Raw genomic sequence first — 19,827 nt, 5'->3', positions numbered from 1 at the left:
GATTATCCGGGGTCACCCCGTGACCGCTGCTGCCGTGCAGTGCGGCGGATGCGGTTTTAGCCTGAAATCGCCGCCGTAGCCGGCGGTACCGGGGACCTGTCGGTGGAGGACAGCGAAGGAGCCACGACATGGCGAAACCGCCCGACGACCACGGCGACGGTGTGCGGCTCTTCCTCGGCTACCTGGTGCGGGCGCGGGCGGCGGCCTGGAACCCCTCGGTGCAGTGGCTGTCCCGCCACTCCGGCATCCCGAAGACCACGGTCGAGTCGCTCGTCCACGGCACGCGTAAGCGGCTACCGAGCTGGAGCGAACAGGTCGAGCGCCTGCTGGAGGCCTACCGCAAGAAGGTGACGGAGGACAAGCGCGGGGATCCCGACGCGGTGCTGGGCGACATGACGGCGTGGAGGCGGGCCTATGACGAGGTGCAGAACGGCCGGCCGCCGGCCTGCCCTCTCCCGATGGCCGCCGCTCCCGCGCCACCCCCGGCCGCAGCGGCACCGGGTAGGCCGATCGGACAGTTCCGGCCGCTGGACCTGGAGGTCCATCCGGCGATTCGCGTCGACGCCATCGGTCGGGAGCTGGAGGAGTTACCCGCCTACATCCCTCGATCGCATGACGAAACCCTCGCCCAGGTGATCCGCGACGTGCGAGCGGGAGCGTCCCGGCTGGTCGTGCTGGTCGGCGACTCGGCGACGGGCAAGACCCGCGCCCTGTGGGAAGCGGTCCGGACCCTGCCCGAACCGTGGCGGCTTTGGCACCCGATCGAGCCGAGCCGTCCGGCGGCGGTCCTGACCGAGCTGAGGTCGATCGGCCCGTACACCGTGGTGTGGCTGAACGAGACCCAGCACTACCTGCTCACCGCCGATCCAGCCGTCGGGGAGCGGGTCGCCGGCGGGCTCCGGGAGTTGCTGCGTGCTCAGGAGCGAGGGCCGGTGCTGGTGCTGGGCACCCTGTGGCCCGCCTACTGGAAGGCTCTCACCGCGGTCCCGCACACCGGTCAGCCCGATCCGTACGCCCAGGCCCGCGAGCTGGTCAAAAACGCCAGCATCCGCCTTCCCGAGTCCTTCGCCGACACCGACCTCGACACCGCGGGCCGGCAGGCGGCGAACACCGGCGATCCCCGTCTGGCCGAGGCCCTGCGCCGGGCCCCGGAGGGGCGGTTGACCCAGTACCTGGCCGGTGGACCGGCTCTGCTGGAGCTCTACGACAACGCCGAACCCGCCGCCCGCGCCGTCCTGGACGCCGCGATCGACGCCCGCCGGCTCGGTCACGGTCCGGCCCTGCCCCGCCTCCTGCTCGCGGAAGCCGCCCCCGGCTATCTCAGCGACGAGCAATGGCACCTGCTCGACGACGACTGGCTCGAACGCGCTTTCGCTTACCTGACCGATCACCGCTCCTGCCGGGGAGCCCGCCCGCCGTTGGCCCTGATCAGACCTCGTCCCGGCACCGGTCACGCCCCCGCCGCACAAGATCAGGGCGAGCCGGTCTATCGCCTCGCCGACTACCTCGAACAGCACGGCAGCCGCACCCGCCGCTTCCGCTGTCCCCCCGCCACCTTCTGGAACGCCGCCACCCGCCACGCCGCCTCGGTGAGCGACCACCGCGCTTTCGCCAAGGCCGCCCGCGATCGCGGGCGCAATCGTCACGCCTTCGCGTTGTACCGAGCAGTCGCCGACGCGGGCGACACCTTCGCGATGCGGGAGCTGACGCGGATCCGGGAGCAGGCCGGTGACCACGACGGCGCAGAACGCCTCGCCCGGGTCGCCGCCGACGCCGGCGACACCTTCGCGCTCTACAACCTGGCACAGACGCGCGATCAGGCCGGCGATCTCGAACGCGCTGGACGCCTGTACCAGGCCGCCGCCGACGCCGGCCAAATCGACGCGTTTTACGGCCTGCCACGGATACGAGAGAAGGCCGGCGACCGGGAAGGCGCAGAACGCCTCACCTGGGCCGCCGCCGACGCCGGCCACATCTCCGCGCTGCAGGACCTGGCCCGGATGCGGCACGAGGCCGGCGACCACGAGGGTGCCCAACGCGTCGCCCGGACCGCCGCCAACGCCGGCCACACCTTTTCGCTGCAAGCGCTGGTGCGGAGGCGGTACCAGGCCGGCGACCACGAAGGCGCAGAACGCCTGGCCCGCGCCGCCGCCGACGCCGGCGGCACGACCGCATTGTACGAGCTGGCCACGCGGCGGATGCAGGAGGGAAAGGGGGGCCGGTGGACAGACCTGCTACGGTTCGGGCTGGAGGCGGACGGGTCAACTGCCAGACAATGGTGAGGCGATACGCCGGATCACGGTGGCGTCGAGCTCCAGCAGCACCTTCGGGCTGACCAGGATCGTGGTCGCGGCGTTCCAGTCGACGCCCCAGTGGGTGCGGTCGAGCGTGAGGTGGCCCGTGAAGCCGATTCGGAAGGCTCCCCGCGGGTCGTTCTCGACGCCGGTCAGCTCGAAGTGCACGGTCACCGGCCTGATCACCCCGCGGATGGTGAGGTCGCCGGTGACCTCGAATCCGGCGCCACCGGTCTGCTCCACCACGGTTGAGGTGAAGGTGATGTCCGGGTGGTCGTCCACGTGCAGGAACCTCCCGCGCAGGTGCGCGTCACGCCGCGCGCTGCCGGTCTGAACGCTGTCGGCGTGGATGACGAGCCGGACGGCGGACTTCGACGGATCCTCGCCGTCCAGGTGCGCGCCGCCCTCGAACTCACCGAACCGCCCCCTCACACGGCTGGCCATCGTGTGCCGGGCGACGAACCCGATCCGCGTACGGGCGGTATCGAGGACGTAATCACCGGTCAGCTCGCTGAATTCGGTCGTTGTCGACATGCTCGGTCACTCCTGAGGGGAAAGATTGCGGTGGGTCCTTCGCTGTCCCGCGCGCGGGACGCCGGCGATGTGCCGCAGGCGGGGACGCCGGCTCCGGCCAGTTGGATGCTCTTGTCGTCAGCAGTACGACGACGCGGCACCGGGAAATGTGAGGCGAGAGCCGACCTCACATTTCGCCGGGCTGTCTCGTCGGTCTGGTGAGAGCAGGCGCCAAGAAAGGAATCGGGGGCACCATGACCACCCCAGCCACGCAGGGAGACTGCCGGCTCGACCCGGACCTGCGCGTGATCGTGAGCGAGCGGCGTCAGCTGATCAATCTCGCCTACCGGCTCCTCGGCTCGCTGACCGAGGCCGAGGACGTCGTCCAGGAGACATACACCCGCTGGTACACGTTGTCGCGGCAGCAGCAGGAGGCCATCGAGTCTCCCGCCGCCTGGCTGACAAGAGTCGCCGGTCGCATCTGCCTGGACCTGCTCGGCTCGGCGCGGGTTCGGCGGGAGCACTATGTGGGGGAATGGATTCCCGAGCCGGTGCCCGATCGCGGGGAGTGGATCAGTGGATGGCCGGACGGGTTCACGACCGACCCGGCCGACCGTGTCACGTTGGACGAGTCGATCTCTATGGCCTTCATGGTGGTGCTGGAGTCGATGACCCCGGCCGAGCGGGTCGCGTTCATCCTGCACGACGTCTTCCGCTACTCCTTCGCCGAAGTGGCCGAGATCGTCGGCCGCACGCCCGCGGCCTGCCGCCAGCTGGCCTCCTCGGCCCGCCGGCGGATGCGCGCGTCGCGGGCCGCCGCGACTCCGGCCGCTCGTCAGGCGGACACCGTCAGGAAGTTCAAGGAGGCATGGGAAGCCAGGGACATCGACGCCCTCGTCGGCCTGCTCGCGCCCGACGCCAGAGGGATCGCCGACGGCGGCGGCCTGGTCAGCGCCGTGCTCCGCCCGATGGAAGGCGGCGAGCACATCGCGCGCTACCTAATCACGATTGCCGAGCTGGCGCCCGGCCTCGTCTTCCTGGAGCGCACGGTCAACGGGCAGCCCGGCCTGATGGTCGAGCAGGACGGCGCCATCGTGGTGGTGATGGCGTTCGACGTCGCAGGCGACCGCATCAAGCACCTCTGGGCCGTGCGCAATCCTGACAAACTCCGGTCCTGGGCGGGCTGAGAGAAGAGAAGGAAGTCCACCATGATCCTGGTCACCGGTGGCGCCGGAAACATCGGCGCCAACGTCGTCCGTCAACTGCTCGACGCGGGCCAGAAGGTACGCGTCATGACCCGTGACCGCGGTGGTCGTTCCTTTCCGGACGGCGTCGAAGTCATGGCCGGCGACCTGACCCGGCCGGAAACCCTGCCGGCGGCGCTGTCCGGCGTCGAGCGGGCGTTCCTGTTCCCCGTCTTCACCGGTGTCGGCGGATTCCTCGACACGGCGCGGCGGACCGGCCTGCGGCATGTCGTGCTGCTGTCGTCGTCGGCCGTCACGTTCCCCACACCCGGGTTGATCGGCGAACAGCACCTGCGGGTCGAACATGCCGTCGCCGCGTCGGGGCTGCCGTGGACCTTCGTACGGCCCGACGCGTTCATGACCAACGACCTGGCCTGGGCGCCGCAGATCGCGGGCGGCGGGGTCGTGCGCGGGGTGTACGGCGGTGCCGCGACGGCTCCGGTCGATCCACGCGACATCGCCGCGGTCGCCGTCCGCGCCCTTCTCGACCGGCGTGCCGGTGAGGCGTACGTGCTCACCGGACCGCAGTCGCTGACGCAGATCGAGCGCGTGCGCATCATCGCCGCGACGATCGGGCGGCCGTTGCGGTTCGAGGAGGTGCCGCGAGAACAGGTCAAGGAGCAGCTGCTGCGTCATGGCATGCCCGCGCCGGTGGTCGACGAGCTCCTCGACATCCTGGCCGCGAGAGACGGCAGGACCGCGGAGATCTCGCCCGCGGTCGAGCAGGTCACCGGAAGGCCGGCGTTCACCTACGCCCAATGGGTCGCCCACCGTGCGGCGGCTTTCGGCTCGGCAGCGGCCTGACGGCGACCGCTGACCACCCGGCGGTCGCAGGCAGCGGCCGGTCACGACGACGGGCGCCTCGCGGCGGAATCCCGAGCTGAAGCCGGAGAACGGTGCGACACGCCGTCGCGCAGCGGGTAGAGCAGGAAGCAGCCGAAGGCCACCGCCAGAACCGCCAGGGGCACCAGGCCCATCATCAGCCGGACGCCTGTCACGACGGAGCCGGGCTGGACCGCGGCCCCATTCTGATAGCCCGAGCGGGACAGCACGACGGTGATGATCACCGCCTGCAGGGACACCGCCCAGCGGACGATGAACCCGTTCATGCCGAAGTACATCCCCTCGCGCCGGGCGCCCGTCCTGTGCTCGTCGTCGTCGATCACCTCGGCGAGCAGGATCTCCAGGAGGACCAGCATGCCCGCGATACCGACCCCGACCGCGGCCCCGGTGACCGCCGCGAGGGCGAGGGTCCCGACGAGCAGGAACGGCACGAGCGCCACGCCGTACACGACGATCGCGGCGAGGATCGCCCGCCGCGGGCCGAGGCGGGTGGTGACCCGGCTCCACACGTAGACCATCGGGAACGCGGTGACGAACACCGCGCCCAGGATGACGGTGTTGGCGGAGTCGGCCTCGCCCAGGGCGTACTTGGTGAAGAACGGGATGCCCGCCTGCAGCAGGGCGAACGTGAGCTGCAGCAGGAAGCTGCCCGTGACGTAGGTGACGAAGGCGCGGTTGGCCAGGGTGTGGCGGAGCGCGGTGAGGAACCCGAACCTCTCGCCCTCCACGTGGGTTCGCTCGGCCGAGCCGCGCAGCGACAGCGCGAAGAAGGCCAGCGCGACGACGCCGAAGGACACGCCCATCGCGGCCCATCCGATCGCGCCGTACAGCAGGGGCGCGGCGGCGACGCCGACGATCATGCCGACGATGGCGAACATCTGCCGCCACGACGCGGCGGCGGCCCGTTCGGCGATGGTGGTGAACATCTCGGGGAACAGCGCCACGTAGTTCAGGACCACGACGACGAACAGCACGTCGTAGACGAGGACCGCGATCAGGAAATACCAGAATCTCGGGGTCGCGCCGTCCACCAGCGGGATCCAGATCATGGTGAACGACGCGGCCAGCGGCGCCATGCCGATCGCGATGTACGGCACCCGCCTGCCCCAGCGCGTGCGCGTCCGGTCGGAGACGTGCCCCACGAGCGGGTTGAGCAGCGCGTTGACGATGCCGTGGATCACCATGGCGACGCCGATGAGCGACGGGTCGACCCCCAGGTGGTCCACGTAGTAGAAGGTGGCGAAGGTCGCGAACGCCTGGCTGAGCAGGTTGACCGACAGGTTGCCCGCACCGTAGGCCAGCACCTGACCGCGCCTCATCGAGGCCTTCATCGGGTTCTCTGCAGCGTGCGCAAGTCGGACCATCCGATGAGCCGGACGCCCTCCTCCGCGATGGCGCGGCGGACCTCCGGATCGGTGAACAGGCGCAGCTCCATGCCGCGTTTCGCGTGGTGCGGCATGATCTGCCGGAGCTCTCCGGTGTCCTCGAACGGGTGGATGTAGATCTCGGTGACCCCGGGACGCAACGCCCGGATCAGACCGGCCATGTCGTCCCGGACCGTTTCGTACGTCTCCCCCTCGGCCAGTTCGAAGGGCAGCGTCCACAGCCGGTCGAGGATCACCACGCCCGCCGCGTCGGCGGCCTCGGCCCTGGCCCGCGCGAACGGCTCCAGCTCCTCCGGCAGGCCCATGCCGTCGAGAGTCCGGGGCAGCCGGAACGGCAGGCCGTGCTCGGCGCACGCCGCGAAGACCACGTCGAGGAAGTCCCTGCCCGTGGCGAGGCCGTACAGGCTGCCCATGTGGTTGTCGGCGTGCGACGGGTCGAGGCCGAGGGCGACGGCCCTGCGGATCTGCGCGTCGATCTCCGCGCGTACCTCCTCGGGGTCGGCCCGCTCCTCCACCGTGCGGCAGTCGGCTGGGAAGTAGCCGGCGTCGTCCACGAGTGAGGACACCGCGCGGTCGCGGGTCACCGGCCCCCACCGGTATCCCTCCCACTCGCTGGTGAACGTCAGGTGGACGCCCACGTCGTAGCCGCCCGCGACAGCCGTACGGACCGCGTCGGGAGCCCACGGGCACGGCGTCATGAGGGTCGCCGAGCTGATGGCGCGGGCGGCGAGCAGGGAGGCGATGCCGGTGTTCGCCGCCCGGCACATGCCGTAGTCGTCGGCGTTCACGATCAGCAGCCGGTCTTCCGGCCCGGCGCCGAGCCGTTGCGCGAGGTTCACGTGATGTCCCATTTCCCTTCTCCGGACGCCGTGAGGCCGGTGCCGGTTCCCGCTCACGCTCACCTCGCGTTCCGGCCCGAGTACGAGGTGAGCACCGTTCCTATCCGATCGGCGATCTTTCGACAAGAGGGGTTTTCGAGTGCCCTGGCCCGCTACGGTGCACATCGTGAGAGATGTTCCGTTCGGTGCACGGGTGCGCGGATGTCTGCTGGGTGGGGCGATCGGCGACGCCCTCGGCGCCCCCGTCGAGTTCGACTCGATCACTTCAATCCGCCGCGATCACGGTCAAGCGGGGCTGACCGACCTCGCGCCCGACTGGGATGGCACGACCGGCCGGGTCACCGACGACACCCAGATGACGTTGTTCACCGTCGAGGGGCTGATCCGCGCCCACGTACGCGTCGGGGAGAGGGGCGTCGGCGGCGGCGAGGTGCAGGTGATGCGCCACGCCTACCTGCGCTGGCTGGACACCCAGGAGCATCGCGTGCCGCCGCCCGCGGACGACCTCGTGCGCACCGGGCGGCTGCGCGAGCAGGCCTGGCTGTACTCCCGCCGTGCGCCCGGCAACGCCTGCATGTCCGGGCTACGCGCGGGCCCCGGCCCGCTCGCCGCCCCCGGCATGCCCGGCCCGGTCAATCCCGGCTCCAAGGGCTGCGGCACCGTCATGCGTTCCGCCCCCTTCGGACTGGCCACCCGCGACCCGCGGGAGGCCTTCACGCTCGCGGCCGACTCCGCGCAGATCACGCACGGGCACCCCACCGGGTATCTGGCGGCCGGGGCCTTCGCCGCGCTGATCTGCCTCCTGGCCGCGGGCGCGCCGCTCGAGGAGGCCGTCCACGACGCCCTCGCACTGCTCGGCGAGCGGCCCGCGCACGAGGAGACCACCGCCGCGATCGAGGCGGCGGTCGCCCTGACCGGTACGGCGGAGCCCTCGCCCGAGACGGTGGAGACGCTCGGCGGCGGATGGGTGGCGGAGGAGGCGCTCGCGATCGCGGTCTACTGCGCGCTGGTGAGCGGCGACGACATCGAGCGGGCGCTGCTGCTCGCGGTCAACCACTCCGGCGACAGCGACTCGACCGGCTCCCTCTGCGGCAACCTGCTCGGTACGGTGCACGGAGAGTCGGCCCTCCCCCAGCGCTGGCTGTCCCGGCTGGAGGGCAGGGACACCGTCGTCGAGCTCGCCGACGACTTCACCGCCGAGTTCACCGGCGGCCGCCTCCCCCGCGGCAAGTACCCCGGCTGCTGACCCGCCAGGCCATGACCCTCATCACTCTGCGGCAGGCCGCGGATCGCTTCGGCATCTCGCTCGCCGCTTTGCGCAAAGTCGCGGCAGCGGGCCTGCTCCCTGTGTCCGGTCCTCCCGGCGCCACGCCTGTCGTCCCTGAGCATGTGGCGCGGCGCATCGCTGATCGCTCTCATGTGACACCGCGCCTCCTTCTGCCCACGGCCGCGCATACGAACACCATGGCGGTGCTGCGCGTCGACGTGGCGAAGCCGGTCCCTGACGAGGATCGGCCCTACATCGGCTTCCATGCCGATCTGGCACCCGAGCACCTGCTGGAGGCGCTCCGTGGCTGGTGGGTGGGCAACCCGGAGAAGATCGCGCGGGCCGGCGTTCTACCCGTGACGCTCGGCGGCTTCGTCGTGGCGGTACTGACGGGTCTGGGCGACTGGGACAGCAAGTTGACCGGCGACGGGCTGACGCGTCACCGTTTCTACGCACGGCTGGCCGGCTACATCACCGACCTCGACACTCCTGTCAACACGGTCCGGAGCGGCTCACCCGAGGACCTGCGGATCGCCGATCTCGTTCTCGGCAAGCGGCTCAGATCCACCTCGGGCGGCCCGATCGCCTATGTGACCTCGCCAGCACACGAGCCGTGACGCGGGGGTCCAGCGCGTGAAAGCGCACTGATCGTGCTGCTGAAGTCCCCGCCGGGATTGATCTATACAACTCTGTCCGGATTGCGCCATGATCTGGACGTTGTCACGTTCCACGCTGGTTGGAGATGTCCTGCGGACATGTCAATAGTCATCCCTCAGTACCAGGACCTGGCTGCGGCGCACCCCGAACTCTTCCACCGTGCCGCCGCCCTCCGCGCGGCGCTGTCTGTCGAGGACTGAGTTGCCGGCCCAGAGCCGGGGTTCGGCCGGCCCGTCGGACAGCGAGCCGTGAGCCCCGCCGGGAACACGCAGCCGCTCAGGCCGAACGACCCGCGGACGATCGGCGGCTACACGATCACCGATGTCCTCGGCCAGGGCGGGCAGAGAGTGGTGTATCTGGGCACCGCTCCTGGCGGCGGGAAGGTCGCCGTCAAGGTGCTGCACGCCCGTTTCAGCGCCGGCGACCGGGAACGGCTGCTGCGCGAGGCGGCCATCGCCCGGCGGGTCGCGGCCTTCTGCACCGCCCGGGTGCTCGACGCCGGCATCACCGAGGGCCAGGCGTACGTGGTCAGCGAGTTCGTGGACGGCGGCTCCCTCGAGGAGCTCGTCCGTCAGGAGGGACCCAGGGACGAGGGCGGGCTCACGCGGTTGGCGCTCGCCACCCTCACCGCGCTGTCCGCCGTCCACGCGGCCGGCATCGTGCACCGAGATCTGAAACCCCGCAACATCCTGCTCGGCCCTGAGGGTCCCGACCTGACCGGTGTGCCGGACTTCCTCCGTCCGCTGCTCGCCCGGTGTCTGGCCAAGGACCCGGGGGAACGGCCCGCCATCACCGATCTCCTCTCCGCCCTCACCCGGAACGCGACCGCGTCCGCCGCACGTCCTGCCGCCGCTCCGGCCGTCCACCCCGGCCGTACGCTACGCGTCACCCGGAGGTCGCCATTCCTCCATCGGGTGCACTGGCCGCCGCGCGCCCGCTGGGGGTTGACGGCAGGCATCGTGGCGACGGGCGGCGCCATCACGGTGTTCGCGGCCGCCGCCCTCGTCCCTCGGGACTCCGTCTCCGAGCCGGACGACATGCCGGCCGCCGTTCAGGTCCAGCCACCCGCCGCCACGACACCGACCGTGCTTTCCCTGCCGGTGTCCTCCCCTCTGCCGTCTCCCTCGGAACCCGCAAGCCCTCCACCCTCCCCTTCCACGCCGGAGGAGGACGTGCCGGAGGAGGACGAACAGATCGATGACGAGCAGACGGATGACGTGCGGGCCGAGGAGACGGCGCCGACGTGGAGCCTCACGGCAGCCGGCAGACCCTGGCTCCGAACCCGGTCACGGGGTCATGCGGATCGCCCTCAGCCGCCTCGGCGGGAAACCCGCCCTCGTCATCGGCAGGGACGACGGAAAGATCCGCACCGCCCTCTGGCAGCCAGGCGACGCGCGGTGACTGAGTGGTTCACATGACGCTGCGGGCCGACGGCGACCGGCCGCCGGCACCCGTCGCGCGTCCGGCGCTTGGGCGGGGGCCGAGCGCTCCCCCGCCCATCTCCTACGGCCGCGCGCTGGTCGCGATGCCGTGTCCCGTGCTCAGTGCTGGACGAGGATCCTGCGGTCGTCGGTCTTCTTCTCCTCCTCCAGACCGACCGTGATTTCCAGGACTCCGTCCTTGTAGACGGCCGTCACGTCCTCGGCCTTGGCCGTCGGGGGAAGCGTGACCGAGCGGGAGAACGCGCCGTAGGCGATCTCGGAGCGGCGCGGCTCTCTGGCGTCCGTGATCTCCTTGGTCTTCTCGGCCCGGATGTGGAGCATCCCGTGGCCCACGGTGACCTCGAGGTCCTTGTCGGGGTCGATGCCGGGCAGCTCCGCCCGCAGCGTGTAGCGGCCGTCCGCGACGCGGTCCTCGACTCTGATGATCTGGCCGAACGGCCGGAACCCGTAGACCGGGCTCTCCAGCAGTTCCAGCAGTTCCGGGAAGGGGAACCGGCCCTGGCTCCGCTCCGTGAGGTTCATCGTGACCTCCTTGTCTCGATGACGACGCCTCAAGCACACACCCGGCGCCTCCCCTCCGGCAGGGCCGGACGTCCCGGCCGAAGGACCTCGAACCACCCGCCGCCACCGGGCCGTGGGTCCCCTCCGGTGGGGACCTTCGGCGACGCACCCGCGGCCCCGGACACCGCGTCCCGGCGGCCGTGCGGTGACTGAGGACGTTCGTCACGCCGTTCCAGGCCCATCGCCGCGTTCGCCACGCTCGCCGCCGCGTCACCGTGAAGGTGCCGCACGCGGCCCGCGCACACGGCGGTTGGAGGAGCGACGGTGGACGAGCACGGATACATCCCGGGAGCGTTCGAGCCAGGCCTGCTGGATGCGTACCTGTCTCGCATCGGCAGGACCCCGCTGCTGACCGCGCGGGAGGAGGTCGAGCTGGCCCGGCGCATCGAGGCCGGCGTGTACGCCCGCCACCTGCTCGGCGAGGACCCCGGCCGGCCGGAGGCGGCCGAGCTGGAGATCCTGGCCGCCGACGGCCTGCGGGCACGCGACCACCTCATCCGCGCCAACCTCCGCCTGGTGGTGTCGATGGCCAAGCGGTACCTCCACCGGGGCGCGTCGCTCCCCGACATCATCCAGGACGGCAACCTCGGCCTCATCGAGGCGGTGGACCGCTTCGACCACAGCCGGGGGTTCCGCTTCTCCACCTGCGCCGCCTGGTGGATCCGGAAGGCGATTCAGAAGGGGCAGGAAACGAGCGGGCTCGTCCGCATTCCCGGGCACGTCCGGGATGAGTTGCACCGGCTGGCCCGGGCCGAGGAGAAACTCGTGGGCGAGACGGGTCACGAGCCCTCCGCGGAGCGCCTGGCCGAGGAACTCGGGAGGCCGGTGGAGCGCGTGCTCGCCTGGCGGCTGCTCGCGCGCGACTGCGTCGCCCTCGACGCCCGGCGGGCCGGCGGCCCTCCGTCCCCCGATCCGTCCCCGCAGAGCGAACCGGTGGAGCACGCAACATGGGCCCGTCCGGAGGCGGCGCTGGAACAGGCCGCCCTGACGGACGCGCTCCGCTCGGCCAGGGCCGCACTCGCGCCCCGTCAGGCGCTGATCGTACGGCTGCGGTTCGGCCTCGACGGCACGGCGGAGCAGACCCGGCGGCAGACCGCCGAGACGGTGGGGGTGCCGCACCAGTGGATGAGCCGGCTGGAGCGCGAGGCGCTGGCCCGCATGCGACACCACGACGAGGGCAGGACCCTCGCCGCCTGGGCCGGTTGAGTTACGGGGGCGGCTCGAGGCCGCCACCGCAGGAGATCCGGGCGTGGCGCATGCTCGGCGGGAGGATCTCGCGCGTCCTGCAGGTCCGGGACGGCCGCCTGGTACTGCTCAGCCGGCGTGCCAGGATCCCGTGGAGACGATCGACCTCGGCCCCCGCCCCGGACCCCCTGGCCACGGTGCCGGCCCGCCTGCCTGGTGACAGGGCCCGCAGCTGTTCGAGGAGGGATCCGCTGCTCGGCATCCTGGACAGCAACCTGGTTCCGGTGATGTTCCGGATCAAGGAGCGCGCCCGGCAGACGCCCTTGCTCATCGGCCGGCGACAGCGCCGGAGCTGATCACGGTGTCCAGGCCGGATCCCGGCCGATGACGCCGAGCAGACGGTCGAACGGTGCGGCGTCGTCCGGGACTGCCACCGGCGCTCCGAAGGCGCCGCGTCGCCTGCCCATCTCCACCATGTTCTCGGTGAAGCCCAACGCCCGTGAGACGGCCTCCGGGTCCGGCTCGTACTCCTGGCCGGTCGCCCTGGCCAGGTCCCAGCCGTGCACGACCATGTCGACGAGGTACATGTGGGCCAGCGTGGTCATCGGCATGCCCATGGCGGGGCTGGTGCCCTCCCACGCCTCCGGCCGTGACCAGGCGGCCAGCGCACGCTCCGCCCGCTCGGGGAAGTCGCCCGTGTAAGGTCCCTGCTCGACGCGCGGTCCCTTGCGAGCCAGCGACTCGAACAGCTCCGCCACCCACTCGAGGTGGTTGATCAGGTCCTTGACGTCGAACTTCTCGCAGGGCGTCAGGAGCCCGAGCTGCTCCTGACGCACCGAGCGCACCAAGCCCGCGGTACGTTCGGTGGCGCCCGTCATCAACGGCATCATCTCTTGCATGGCAGCCATCGTGCCGCGCCCGCCCGAGGCGCGGCTTGTAGAAACGCGACAGCGCGGCTGGGTGAACCCGTACGCGGGGCTCGACGCCTTCGACTTCGTCCGGCAGGCGCCGTCGCCCGGGATCTCGGCGTACGTGGAGCACTTCTGGGTCGTCACGTGGACGGATCTCCGCGAGCCGTACGAACAGCGCATCATCTCGCACCCCACGGTGAACATGACGATCACCCGGGATTTCCACCGGATCGCGGGCGTGATCAAGGGTGGCTTCTCCTACACCATGCGGGGCAGCGGCCGCGTGCTCGGCACCCGCTTCCGCCCGGGCGGCTTCCGGCCGTTCCTCGACGGTTCCGTGTCCCGGCTGTCCGGCCGCTTCGTGGAGGTCGGGGAGATGTTCGGAGCGGCCGGCGCGGCCCTGGTCGGACGGGTCCTGGCCGAGCCCGACTCCCAGGCCGCCGTCGCGCTCGTCGAGACGTTCCTGCAGGGGCTGGGGCCGTCCGAGGATCCGCAGGCGGAAGAGGCCGCGGCCCTGGTGGCGATGGTCGAGGACGACATGTCCGTGACCAGGGTCGACGAGCTGGCCGCGCGATCGGGGCGGTCGGTGCGCTCGCTGCAGCGGTTGTTCCGGGACTATGTCGGTGTCGGCCCCAAGTGGGTGATCCGCCGCTTCCGGCTGCACGAGGCCGCGGAGCGGATCCACCAGGGCCTCGACCTCGCCACGCTGGCCGCCGAACTCGGCTACACCGACCAGGCCCACCTGACCCGTGACTTCACCGCCGCGGTCGGGATGCCCCCTGCCGCCTACGCCCGGCTCAGCGGCCACGTCGCACGCTGAAACAGCCCGATGCCAACCTCACGCCCTGAAAGCGGCATTCGCCGGAAGCCGCGCTCATGGGTGCGGTCTCCTGCGCCGAGCCCCGCCGCCAAGCCCTGAACGCACGAGCCCGCTCAGCGATCCACCGTACCGGACGTCTCGGGGAAGCGACGGGTGGCGACGACCGCGGCCAGATCGGGCGCGAGCCGCAGCTCCGACGCGTCCAGCCCCGGATGGCCGAGCCAGTGCATCCGTGCCCGGTCGACTACGCCGTCGAAGCGCGGCGGCCAGTGCCGGGCCGGGGTCAGGTCGTCGACGACCAGCGTGCCTCCCGGCCTGAGCAGCCGGTGCGGATCGGCCGGCTCCTCACCGCTCTTGCCCTGGCCGCCGCCGTCGAGCACGAGCAGGTCGTACGGCCCGTCCCGGTGGATCTCCCGCCAGTCGCCGCGGATCACCGACACCTGCGGGTGGTCGAGGAAGACCTGGGCCGCCAGGGAGGCTCGTCGCGGGTCTCGTTCGACGCTGACCAGCCGGGCCCCGGGCCGGGCGCCCGAGGCCAGCCAGGCCAGGCCGACTCCGCATCCGGTGCCGGTCTCCCCGATCATCTCGGCGCCGGCCGCCAAGGCGTACAGCAGGCGCCCCTGCTCAGGCCGGCAGGAAGGACCGAAGCCCGCCTGCCGCGCCGCCTCGACCGCGCGCCCGACCAGTGGAGGCAGTCCCGTGAGGCGGTCGTATGCCGCCGTGCCGTCGATCGACATCGCTTCAGGCTAGGACAACGGACGCCCGTTTCGGCCCGCGCCGGTGGCGCATCGGCGGCATGGACTATGCTCGCGTTGTTCGCAAAATGAACCGGCGTTCGCATAGCGAACAAGAAGGGATGGTCATGGGCTCGGCCTTCGTCTACGCCGCGGCGCGCACGCCGTTCGGCAGGTTCAACGGGGCACTCGCCGACGTCCGGCCGGACGACCTGGCGGCCACCGCGTTGCGCGGTGTGCTGGCCAAGCTGCCCGGGCTGGATCCGGCGGAGATCGGCGACGTGGTGTGGGGCAACGCCAACGGCGCGGGCGAGGACAACCGCAACGTGGGCCGGATGGCCGTCCTGCTGGCCGGGCTGCCGGTGACCGTGCCCGCCACCACCGTGAACCGGCTGTGCGGGTCGAGCCTGGACGCCGCCATGATCGGTTCCCGGACCGTCGAGAGCGGCGACGCCGACGTCGTCGTGACCGGTGGCGTGGAGTCGATGACGCGGGCCCCCTGGGTGCTGCCCAAGCCGTCGCGGGCCTTCCCCGCCGGTGACGTGACGGCCGTGTCCACGACGCTCGGCTGGCGACTGGTGAACCCGCGGATGCCCAAGGAGTGGACGGTCTCCCTCGGCGAGGCCAACGAGCAGCTTCAGGAGAGGTTCGGGATCTCGCGCGAGCGGCAGGACGCCTTCGCCGCACGGTCGCACGTACTGGCCGACGCGGCCTGGAACGACGGCTTCTACGACGACCTGGTCGTCCCGGTCGAGGGCGCCGCCCTGACCCGGGACGAGGGGATCAGGCCCGGCACGACGCCGGAGATCCTCGCCGGGCTCAAGCCGGCCTTCCGCCCCGGCGGCACCATCACGGCCGGCAACGCCTCCCCGCTGAACGACGGCGCCTCGGCGGTCGTGCTCGGATCGGAGGCGGCCGCCGGCCGGATCGGCGCGGACCCGATCGCCCGTGTCGCGGGTCGCGCCGCGTGCGCGCTGGAACCCCAGATGTTCGGGTACGCGCCGGTCGAGGCCGCCGACCAGGCGCTGCGCCGGGCCGGCATCGGCTGGGACGACGTCGGCGCCGTCGAGCTGAACGAGGCGTTCGCCGTCCAGTCGCTGGCGTGCCTGGACGCCTGGAAGGTCGATCCCGGGATCGTCAACACCAGGGGCGGCGCCATCGCCATCGGCCACCCGCTGGGCGCCTCCGGCGGGCGCGTCCTCGGCACGCTCGCCCACGTGCTGCGCGAACGCCGCCGGCGGTGGGGTGTGGCCGCCATCTGCATCGGCGTCGGCCAGGGCCTGGCCGTCGTCCTCGAGAACGTGAGCGCCTCATGACCGCCGTGTTCACCGACCCGGACGAGGCCGTGGCGGGCATCGCGGACGGCTCCACCGTCCTTGTCGGCGGTTTCGGCCTGGCCGGCATGCCCATCGGACTCATCGACGCGCTGATCCGGCAGGGCGCGACCGACCTGACCGTCGTCAGCAACAACGCGGGCAACGGCGACACCGGGCTGGCGGCGCTGCTCGCCGCCGGGCGGGTGCGCAAGATGATCTGCTCGTTCCCCCGGCAGAGCGACTCATGGGTGTTCGACGGCCTCTACCGGTCCGGGAAGATCGAGCTGGAGGTCGTCCCGCAGGGCACCCTGGCCGAGCGCATGCGCGCGGCCGGGGCCGGCATCGGCGCCTTCTACTGCCCCACCGGGGTCGGCACCCCGCTGGCCGAGGGCAAGGAGACGCGCACGATCGACGGCCGCGACCACGTGCTGGAATATCCGATCAGGGGGGACGTCGCCCTCATCGGCGCCCACGTCGGCGACCGGATGGGCAACCTCGTCTACCGCAAGACCGCCCGCAACTTCGGGCCCGTCATGGCGACCGCCGCGACGCTGACGATCGCGCAGGTGCACCACGTCGTCGAGACCGGCGGGCTGGACCCCGAGAGCGTGGTCACCCCCTGCATCTACGTCGACCGGATCCTGGACCTGAGCGCGACGGAGGGAAACCAGTGAGCACCGTGGAGCACCTGGACCGCGGCCCCCTCGCGCGCGACGAGCTCGCGGCGCGCGTCGCCCGGGACATCCCGCCCGGTTCCTTCGTGAACCTCGGCATCGGTCAGCCGACGATGGTCGCCGACCACCTCCCCGCCGCCTCCGGGGTCGTCCTGCACACCGAGAACGGCATGCTCGGTATGGGGCCCGCCGCCCACGGGGACGAGATCGACCCCGATCTCATCAACGCCGGCAAGTTCCCGGTCACCGAGCTGCCGGGGGCGTCGTACTTCCACCACGCCGACTCCTTCGCGATGATGCGCGGCGGTCACCTCGACGTGTGCGTGCTGGGCGCCTTCCAGGTCTCCGGACGCGGCGACCTCGCCAACTGGCACACCGGCGCCCCCGACGCCATCCCCGCCGTCGGCGGCGCCATGGATCTGGCCACCGGCGCCAAGCAGGTGTTCGTCATGATGACCCTGTTCGCCAAGGACGGCACGCCCAAGCTCGTCCCCGAGTGCACCTATCCCCTCACCGGGCTCGCCTGCGTGAGCCGCCTCTACACCGACCGCGCCGTCTTCCACATCGGCCCCGAGGGCGTCACGGTGGCCGAGACGTACGGCACGAGCGTGGCCGAGCTCGCCTCCCGGCTGGAGGTCCCCCTACGCACCCTCGATGCGACAGAAGGGACAAACCGGCGGGCATCATGACGACCAGGACCGACCGGACGTTAATCTCCTCCTGTGAGTGAGCGGGCAGTCCTCGTCACCGGCGCGTCGCGCGGCATCGGACGGGCGATCGCGGTGGCCTTCGCCGCGGCCGGCGACCGCGTCGCGATCCACCACCGCGGCTCCCCCGAACTGGCCGAACGGCTCCGTGCCGAGCTGCCGGGAGAGGGGCACGCCGTCGTCCGGGCCGACCTCGCCGATCCCGGCGAGGCACGGCGGATGGTCGAGGAGGCGGCGGCCGCCCTCGGCGGCATCGACGTGCTGGTCAACAACGCGGGGGTCTTCCTGCACCACCCGATCACGCGGACCTCCTACGAGGAGTGGCAGGCGGTGTGGCGCGAGACGCTGGCCGTCAATCTCGTGGGACCGGCCAACGTCATCTGGAACGCCGTGCGGCACATGGCTCCGGGCGGCAGGATCGTCAACGTCTCCTCGCGCGGCGCCTTCCGCGGCGAACCCGACAGTCCCGCGTACGGGGCCAGCAAGGCGGGCCTCAACGCGCTGGGCCAGTCGCTCGCCGTCGCCCTGGCGCCCCTCGGCATCGCCGTGGCGACCGTGGCGCCCGGCTTCGTCGAGACCGACATGACCGAGGAGCACCTCAAGCCGCCGCGGGGCGACGAGATCCGCGCCCAGAGCCCGTTCGGGAGAGTGGCGAGGCCCGAGGAGATCGCGGCCGCCGTCCTGTACCTGGCGTCACCGGCCGCCGAGTGGGCCAGCGGCACGATCGTCGACCTCAACGGAGCCTCCTACCTGCGCAGCTGAGCCGAGACGGTCAGTCGGGCGCCCAGTATTTGACCAGGACCTTCTCCAGCCTGCTCACGACCGGTCGCCAGGTCGGGGGCAGCGTGTAGCGGGTGGCCCGGTGGCCCTTGTAGGTCAGGCTGTAGGCGAGGAAGTCGGCCCCCTGCGGCCGGGACTCGGAACGGCCGAGCCGCAGATGTTTGAGTGAGCCGCGCAGGCCCCGCCACTCGGCCGCGGTCAGGCATTTGCGTACGGTGGGTCCGGTGCGGCGGCTCAGCACGGCACAGCCGTCCGTGTAGACGGCCATCCGATTGCGCAGTCCGGCGAACCCGCCCTCCTCCCGCAACTCCACGACCAGCTTCCTGGGTGCCGTGACCGCCTCGGCGGGAGCCGTGACGGCCAGGACGGGCAGAGCCGCCAGCGGCAGCAGTGCGACACGCGAAATCCTCATGCTCTCTATGACGCATCACGACGCCATCCGGCTCAACGGTGAGCGTGCGGGTGTAGGGCGGCCGAGCCCGGGCAGGCGGGTCCAGTCTCCGGAGTCGAAAGGTGACGACAGTGACCACAGCTACGGAACAGGACGTCATCGACCTGCTGCTGGCGCAGCACAACCAGATCAAGACGATGTTCGCGGAGGTCGCGGCCGCGCGGGGCGAGCGCAGACGTGAGCTGTTCAACGACCTCGTACGGCTGCTGGCGGTGCACGAGGCCGCGGAGGAGCAGGTCGTGCACCCGGCGGCGCGGTCGAAGGCGGGCGACGAGGTCGTCGAGGCCCGGCTGCACGAGGAGGACGAGGCCAAGCACGCCCTGTCCGACCTGTACGACCTCGGCGTCGACCACCCCGAGTTCGGCACCCGGCTGGCCGCCCTGGAGAAGGCGGTCGTCGACCACGCCACGCACGAGGAGCGGGAGGAGTTCCCCCGGCTGCGTCAGGAGACCTCCCCCGAACGGCTGCGCCGCATGGCCGGTGCGGTCCGGGCCGCCGAGGCGATCTCGCCGACCAGGCCCCACCCGGGCGCCGGTGAGTCCGCCACCGCGAACATGCTGGCCGGCCCCCCGGTGGCCGTGTTCGACAAGATCCGCGACGTCGTACGGGACTGGCGGCAGTCGAGCAAGGACTGACAGACACCCCGCCCGGTCCGGCACGAGAGCGGCTCGGCCTCGAAACCGCTCCGGCCTGATCCCGAAGGGCGTAGGGGTCCACGGCGCCGGCGTCAGAGGGCACCGGTCGTGGCAGGTGCGGGCCCGTCCACCGGACGGGCCCGCACGCCGCCGCGCACCTGCCCGGGACCGCCTAGCTGTACTGACCACAGAGGTTAGGTACGGGGCGACACGCGTTGATGACCTTGTAATTGGGTGAGGGCCTTCGGTTTGGTGTGGATTGCGACATCTACACGCCAACCAGAAAGGCCCTCATGCCCCACCGTAACGCCCCGCTGACCGAACTCGGACGCCTGCGCCTGGCCCGGTGCGTCGTCGACGACGGCTGGCCGCTGCGCCGGGCCGCCGAACGCTTCCAGGTCGCCGTCACCACCGCCCGGCGCTGGGCCGGCCGCTACCGGCAATACGGAGCATCCGGCATGGCCGACCGCTCCTCGCGCCCGCACCACAGCCCCCGCCGCACCCCCACCCGCACCGAGCGGCGCATCATCAAGGTCCGCGTGCTCCGCCGCTGGGGCCCGGCCCGCATC

The 19,827-nt window shown here is 71.6% G+C and carries 21 protein-coding genes; 14 read left to right on the top strand and 7 right to left on the bottom strand.

Going from position 1 to position 19,827, the window contains the following annotated elements:
• Positions 1 to 128 precede the first annotated feature (128 nt).
• A complete protein-coding gene (locus HHX41_RS17595) occupies positions 129 to 2,282 on the top strand; it encodes a hypothetical protein (protein WP_182906835.1) in 2,154 nt (717 codons plus the stop codon).
• Here the strand turns inward: HHX41_RS17595 and HHX41_RS17590 are convergent.
• On the bottom strand, positions 2,262 to 2,828 hold the full coding sequence (locus tag HHX41_RS17590) for a YceI family protein (RefSeq protein WP_182906834.1): 567 nt from the start codon (positions 2,826 to 2,828) through the stop codon (positions 2,262 to 2,264). The genes HHX41_RS17595 and HHX41_RS17590 overlap by 21 nt on opposite strands.
• A 233-nt stretch (positions 2,829 to 3,061) precedes the next feature.
• Here HHX41_RS17590 and sigJ point away from each other — a divergent pair, with 233 nt between their 5' ends.
• Together sigJ and HHX41_RS17580 are read left to right on the top strand one after the other, a co-directional pair.
• Positions 3,062 to 3,994, top strand: coding sequence for an RNA polymerase sigma factor SigJ (gene sigJ / locus HHX41_RS17585; protein WP_182906833.1), 933 nt, complete (start codon positions 3,062 to 3,064; stop codon positions 3,992 to 3,994).
• 21 nt (positions 3,995 to 4,015) lie between these two features.
• On the top strand, positions 4,016 to 4,855 hold the full coding sequence (locus HHX41_RS17580; protein WP_182906832.1) for an NAD(P)H-binding protein: 840 nt from the start codon (positions 4,016 to 4,018) through the stop codon (positions 4,853 to 4,855).
• A 41-nt stretch (positions 4,856 to 4,896) separates the two neighbouring features.
• Here the strand turns inward: HHX41_RS17580 and HHX41_RS17575 are convergent, their stop codons facing one another.
• Positions 4,897 to 6,213, bottom strand: coding sequence for an MFS transporter (locus tag HHX41_RS17575; protein ID WP_220504171.1), 1,317 nt, complete (start codon positions 6,211 to 6,213; stop codon positions 4,897 to 4,899).
• An 8-nt stretch (positions 6,214 to 6,221) separates the two neighbouring features.
• Positions 6,222 to 7,130: a polysaccharide deacetylase family protein gene (locus tag HHX41_RS17570; RefSeq protein ID WP_220504170.1), complete on the bottom strand. Its 909-nt coding sequence runs from the start codon at positions 7,128 to 7,130 to the stop codon at positions 6,222 to 6,224.
• Between the two features lie 154 nt (positions 7,131 to 7,284).
• Between HHX41_RS17570 and HHX41_RS17565 the strand changes: the two genes are divergently transcribed.
• The 3 genes from HHX41_RS17565 to HHX41_RS17555 all read left to right on the top strand — a co-directional run bounded on the left by HHX41_RS17565 (position 7,285) and on the right by HHX41_RS17555 (position 10,460).
• Positions 7,285 to 8,364: an ADP-ribosylglycohydrolase family protein gene (locus HHX41_RS17565; protein WP_310742036.1), complete on the top strand. Its 1,080-nt coding sequence runs from the start codon at positions 7,285 to 7,287 to the stop codon at positions 8,362 to 8,364.
• 11 nt (positions 8,365 to 8,375) lie between these two features.
• Positions 8,376 to 9,002, top strand: coding sequence for a hypothetical protein (locus HHX41_RS39720; RefSeq protein ID WP_220504169.1), 627 nt, complete (start codon positions 8,376 to 8,378; stop codon positions 9,000 to 9,002).
• A gap of 288 nt (positions 9,003 to 9,290) precedes the next feature.
• Positions 9,291 to 10,460 carry a protein kinase domain-containing protein gene (locus tag HHX41_RS17555; RefSeq protein ID WP_182906830.1) on the top strand — a complete coding sequence of 390 codons (1,170 nt, stop codon included), beginning with the start codon at positions 9,291 to 9,293 and terminating at the stop codon, positions 10,458 to 10,460.
• 123 nt (positions 10,461 to 10,583) lie between these two features.
• Here HHX41_RS17555 and HHX41_RS17550 read toward each other — a convergent pair whose 3' ends face one another.
• Complete coding sequence (locus tag HHX41_RS17550) at positions 10,584 to 11,006, bottom strand: Hsp20/alpha crystallin family protein (protein ID WP_169984908.1); 423 nt, start codon at positions 11,004 to 11,006, stop codon at positions 10,584 to 10,586.
• Positions 11,007 to 11,309: 303 nt separating this feature from the next.
• Between HHX41_RS17550 and HHX41_RS17545 the strand changes: the two genes are divergently transcribed.
• Positions 11,310 to 12,251 (top strand): RNA polymerase sigma factor RpoD/SigA, encoded by a 942-nt coding sequence (locus HHX41_RS17545; protein WP_182906829.1) that lies wholly within the window; start codon positions 11,310 to 11,312, stop codon positions 12,249 to 12,251.
• Between the two features lie 335 nt (positions 12,252 to 12,586).
• Here HHX41_RS17545 and HHX41_RS17540 read toward each other — a convergent pair whose 3' ends face one another.
• On the bottom strand, positions 12,587 to 13,129 hold the full coding sequence (locus tag HHX41_RS17540) for a TIGR03086 family metal-binding protein (protein WP_220504168.1): 543 nt from the start codon (positions 13,127 to 13,129) through the stop codon (positions 12,587 to 12,589).
• Here HHX41_RS17540 and HHX41_RS17535 point away from each other — a divergent pair.
• Entirely contained in the window at positions 13,128 to 13,961 is an 834-nt protein-coding gene (locus HHX41_RS17535; protein ID WP_182906828.1) for a helix-turn-helix domain-containing protein, read from the top strand. The two genes, HHX41_RS17540 and HHX41_RS17535, sit on opposite strands and share 2 nt — an antisense overlap.
• Positions 13,962 to 14,074: 113 nt before the next feature.
• Here the strand turns inward: HHX41_RS17535 and HHX41_RS17530 are convergent, their stop codons facing one another.
• The gene (locus HHX41_RS17530) at positions 14,075 to 14,698 is read right to left on the bottom strand and encodes an O-methyltransferase (RefSeq protein WP_182906827.1); all 624 of its coding nucleotides are present in this window, start codon (positions 14,696 to 14,698) and stop codon (positions 14,075 to 14,077) included.
• A gap of 125 nt (positions 14,699 to 14,823) precedes the next feature.
• Between HHX41_RS17530 and HHX41_RS17525 the strand changes: the two genes are divergently transcribed.
• Genes HHX41_RS17525 through HHX41_RS17510 form a run of 4 tightly spaced genes read left to right on the top strand, consistent with a single transcriptional unit; the run spans position 14,824 to position 18,154 of the window.
• Complete coding sequence (locus HHX41_RS17525) at positions 14,824 to 16,011, top strand: thiolase family protein (protein ID WP_169984912.1); 1,188 nt, start codon at positions 14,824 to 14,826, stop codon at positions 16,009 to 16,011.
• The gene (locus HHX41_RS17520) at positions 16,008 to 16,685 is read left to right on the top strand and encodes a 3-oxoacid CoA-transferase subunit A (RefSeq protein ID WP_182906826.1); all 678 of its coding nucleotides are present in this window, start codon (positions 16,008 to 16,010) and stop codon (positions 16,683 to 16,685) included. Before HHX41_RS17525 ends, HHX41_RS17520 begins: the two co-directional genes overlap by 4 nt.
• Complete coding sequence (locus tag HHX41_RS17515) at positions 16,682 to 17,374, top strand: 3-oxoacid CoA-transferase subunit B (protein ID WP_169984915.1); 693 nt, start codon at positions 16,682 to 16,684, stop codon at positions 17,372 to 17,374. Before HHX41_RS17520 ends, HHX41_RS17515 begins: the two co-directional genes overlap by 4 nt.
• A 33-nt stretch (positions 17,375 to 17,407) precedes the next feature.
• Positions 17,408 to 18,154: an SDR family NAD(P)-dependent oxidoreductase gene (locus HHX41_RS17510; RefSeq protein WP_182906825.1), complete on the top strand. Its 747-nt coding sequence runs from the start codon at positions 17,408 to 17,410 to the stop codon at positions 18,152 to 18,154.
• 10 nt (positions 18,155 to 18,164) lie between these two features.
• Here HHX41_RS17510 and HHX41_RS17505 read toward each other — a convergent pair whose 3' ends face one another.
• Positions 18,165 to 18,584 carry a hypothetical protein gene (locus tag HHX41_RS17505; RefSeq protein WP_169984916.1) on the bottom strand — a complete coding sequence of 140 codons (420 nt, stop codon included), beginning with the start codon at positions 18,582 to 18,584 and terminating at the stop codon, positions 18,165 to 18,167.
• Positions 18,585 to 18,694: 110 nt separating this feature from the next.
• On the opposite strand from HHX41_RS17505, the gene HHX41_RS17500 reads away from it, so the two are divergent.
• Together HHX41_RS17500 and HHX41_RS17495 are read left to right on the top strand one after the other, a co-directional pair.
• On the top strand, positions 18,695 to 19,258 hold the full coding sequence (locus HHX41_RS17500) for a hemerythrin domain-containing protein (protein WP_182906824.1): 564 nt from the start codon (positions 18,695 to 18,697) through the stop codon (positions 19,256 to 19,258).
• 293 nt (positions 19,259 to 19,551) lie between these two features.
• A partial coding sequence (locus HHX41_RS17495; protein WP_182906823.1) for a leucine zipper domain-containing protein occupies positions 19,552 to 19,827 on the top strand: 276 nt, incomplete at its 3' end.

Origin of the sequence: Microbispora sp. H13382, assembly GCF_014161445.1 — a bacterium.
Taxonomy (GTDB): domain Bacteria; phylum Actinomycetota; class Actinomycetes; order Streptosporangiales; family Streptosporangiaceae; genus Microbispora.
This window is presented reverse-complemented; position numbering and strand designations above follow the sequence as displayed.

Coding starts and splice junctions, on each gene's coding strand:
- HHX41_RS17595 (WP_182906835.1), top strand. CDS start 129: ATGGCGAAACCGCCCGACGACCACGGCGACGGTGTGCGGCTCTTCCTC.
- HHX41_RS17590 (WP_182906834.1), bottom strand. CDS start 2,828: ATGTCGACAACGACCGAATTCAGCGAGCTGACCGGTGATTACGTCCTC.
- sigJ (WP_182906833.1), top strand. CDS start 3,062: ATGACCACCCCAGCCACGCAGGGAGACTGCCGGCTCGACCCGGACCTG.
- HHX41_RS17580 (WP_182906832.1), top strand. CDS start 4,016: ATGATCCTGGTCACCGGTGGCGCCGGAAACATCGGCGCCAACGTCGTC.
- HHX41_RS17575 (WP_220504171.1), bottom strand. CDS start 6,213: ATGAGGCGCGGTCAGGTGCTGGCCTACGGTGCGGGCAACCTGTCGGTC.
- HHX41_RS17570 (WP_220504170.1), bottom strand. CDS start 7,130: ATGGGACATCACGTGAACCTCGCGCAACGGCTCGGCGCCGGGCCGGAA.
- HHX41_RS39720 (WP_220504169.1), top strand. CDS start 8,376: ATGACCCTCATCACTCTGCGGCAGGCCGCGGATCGCTTCGGCATCTCG.
- HHX41_RS17550 (WP_169984908.1), bottom strand. CDS start 11,006: ATGAACCTCACGGAGCGGAGCCAGGGCCGGTTCCCCTTCCCGGAACTG.
- HHX41_RS17535 (WP_182906828.1), top strand. CDS start 13,128: ATGGCAGCCATCGTGCCGCGCCCGCCCGAGGCGCGGCTTGTAGAAACG.
- HHX41_RS17540 (WP_220504168.1), bottom strand. CDS start 13,129: ATGCAAGAGATGATGCCGTTGATGACGGGCGCCACCGAACGTACCGCG.
- HHX41_RS17530 (WP_182906827.1), bottom strand. CDS start 14,698: ATGTCGATCGACGGCACGGCGGCATACGACCGCCTCACGGGACTGCCT.
- HHX41_RS17525 (WP_169984912.1), top strand. CDS start 14,824: ATGGGCTCGGCCTTCGTCTACGCCGCGGCGCGCACGCCGTTCGGCAGG.
- HHX41_RS17520 (WP_182906826.1), top strand. CDS start 16,008: ATGACCGCCGTGTTCACCGACCCGGACGAGGCCGTGGCGGGCATCGCG.
- HHX41_RS17505 (WP_169984916.1), bottom strand. CDS start 18,584: ATGAGGATTTCGCGTGTCGCACTGCTGCCGCTGGCGGCTCTGCCCGTC.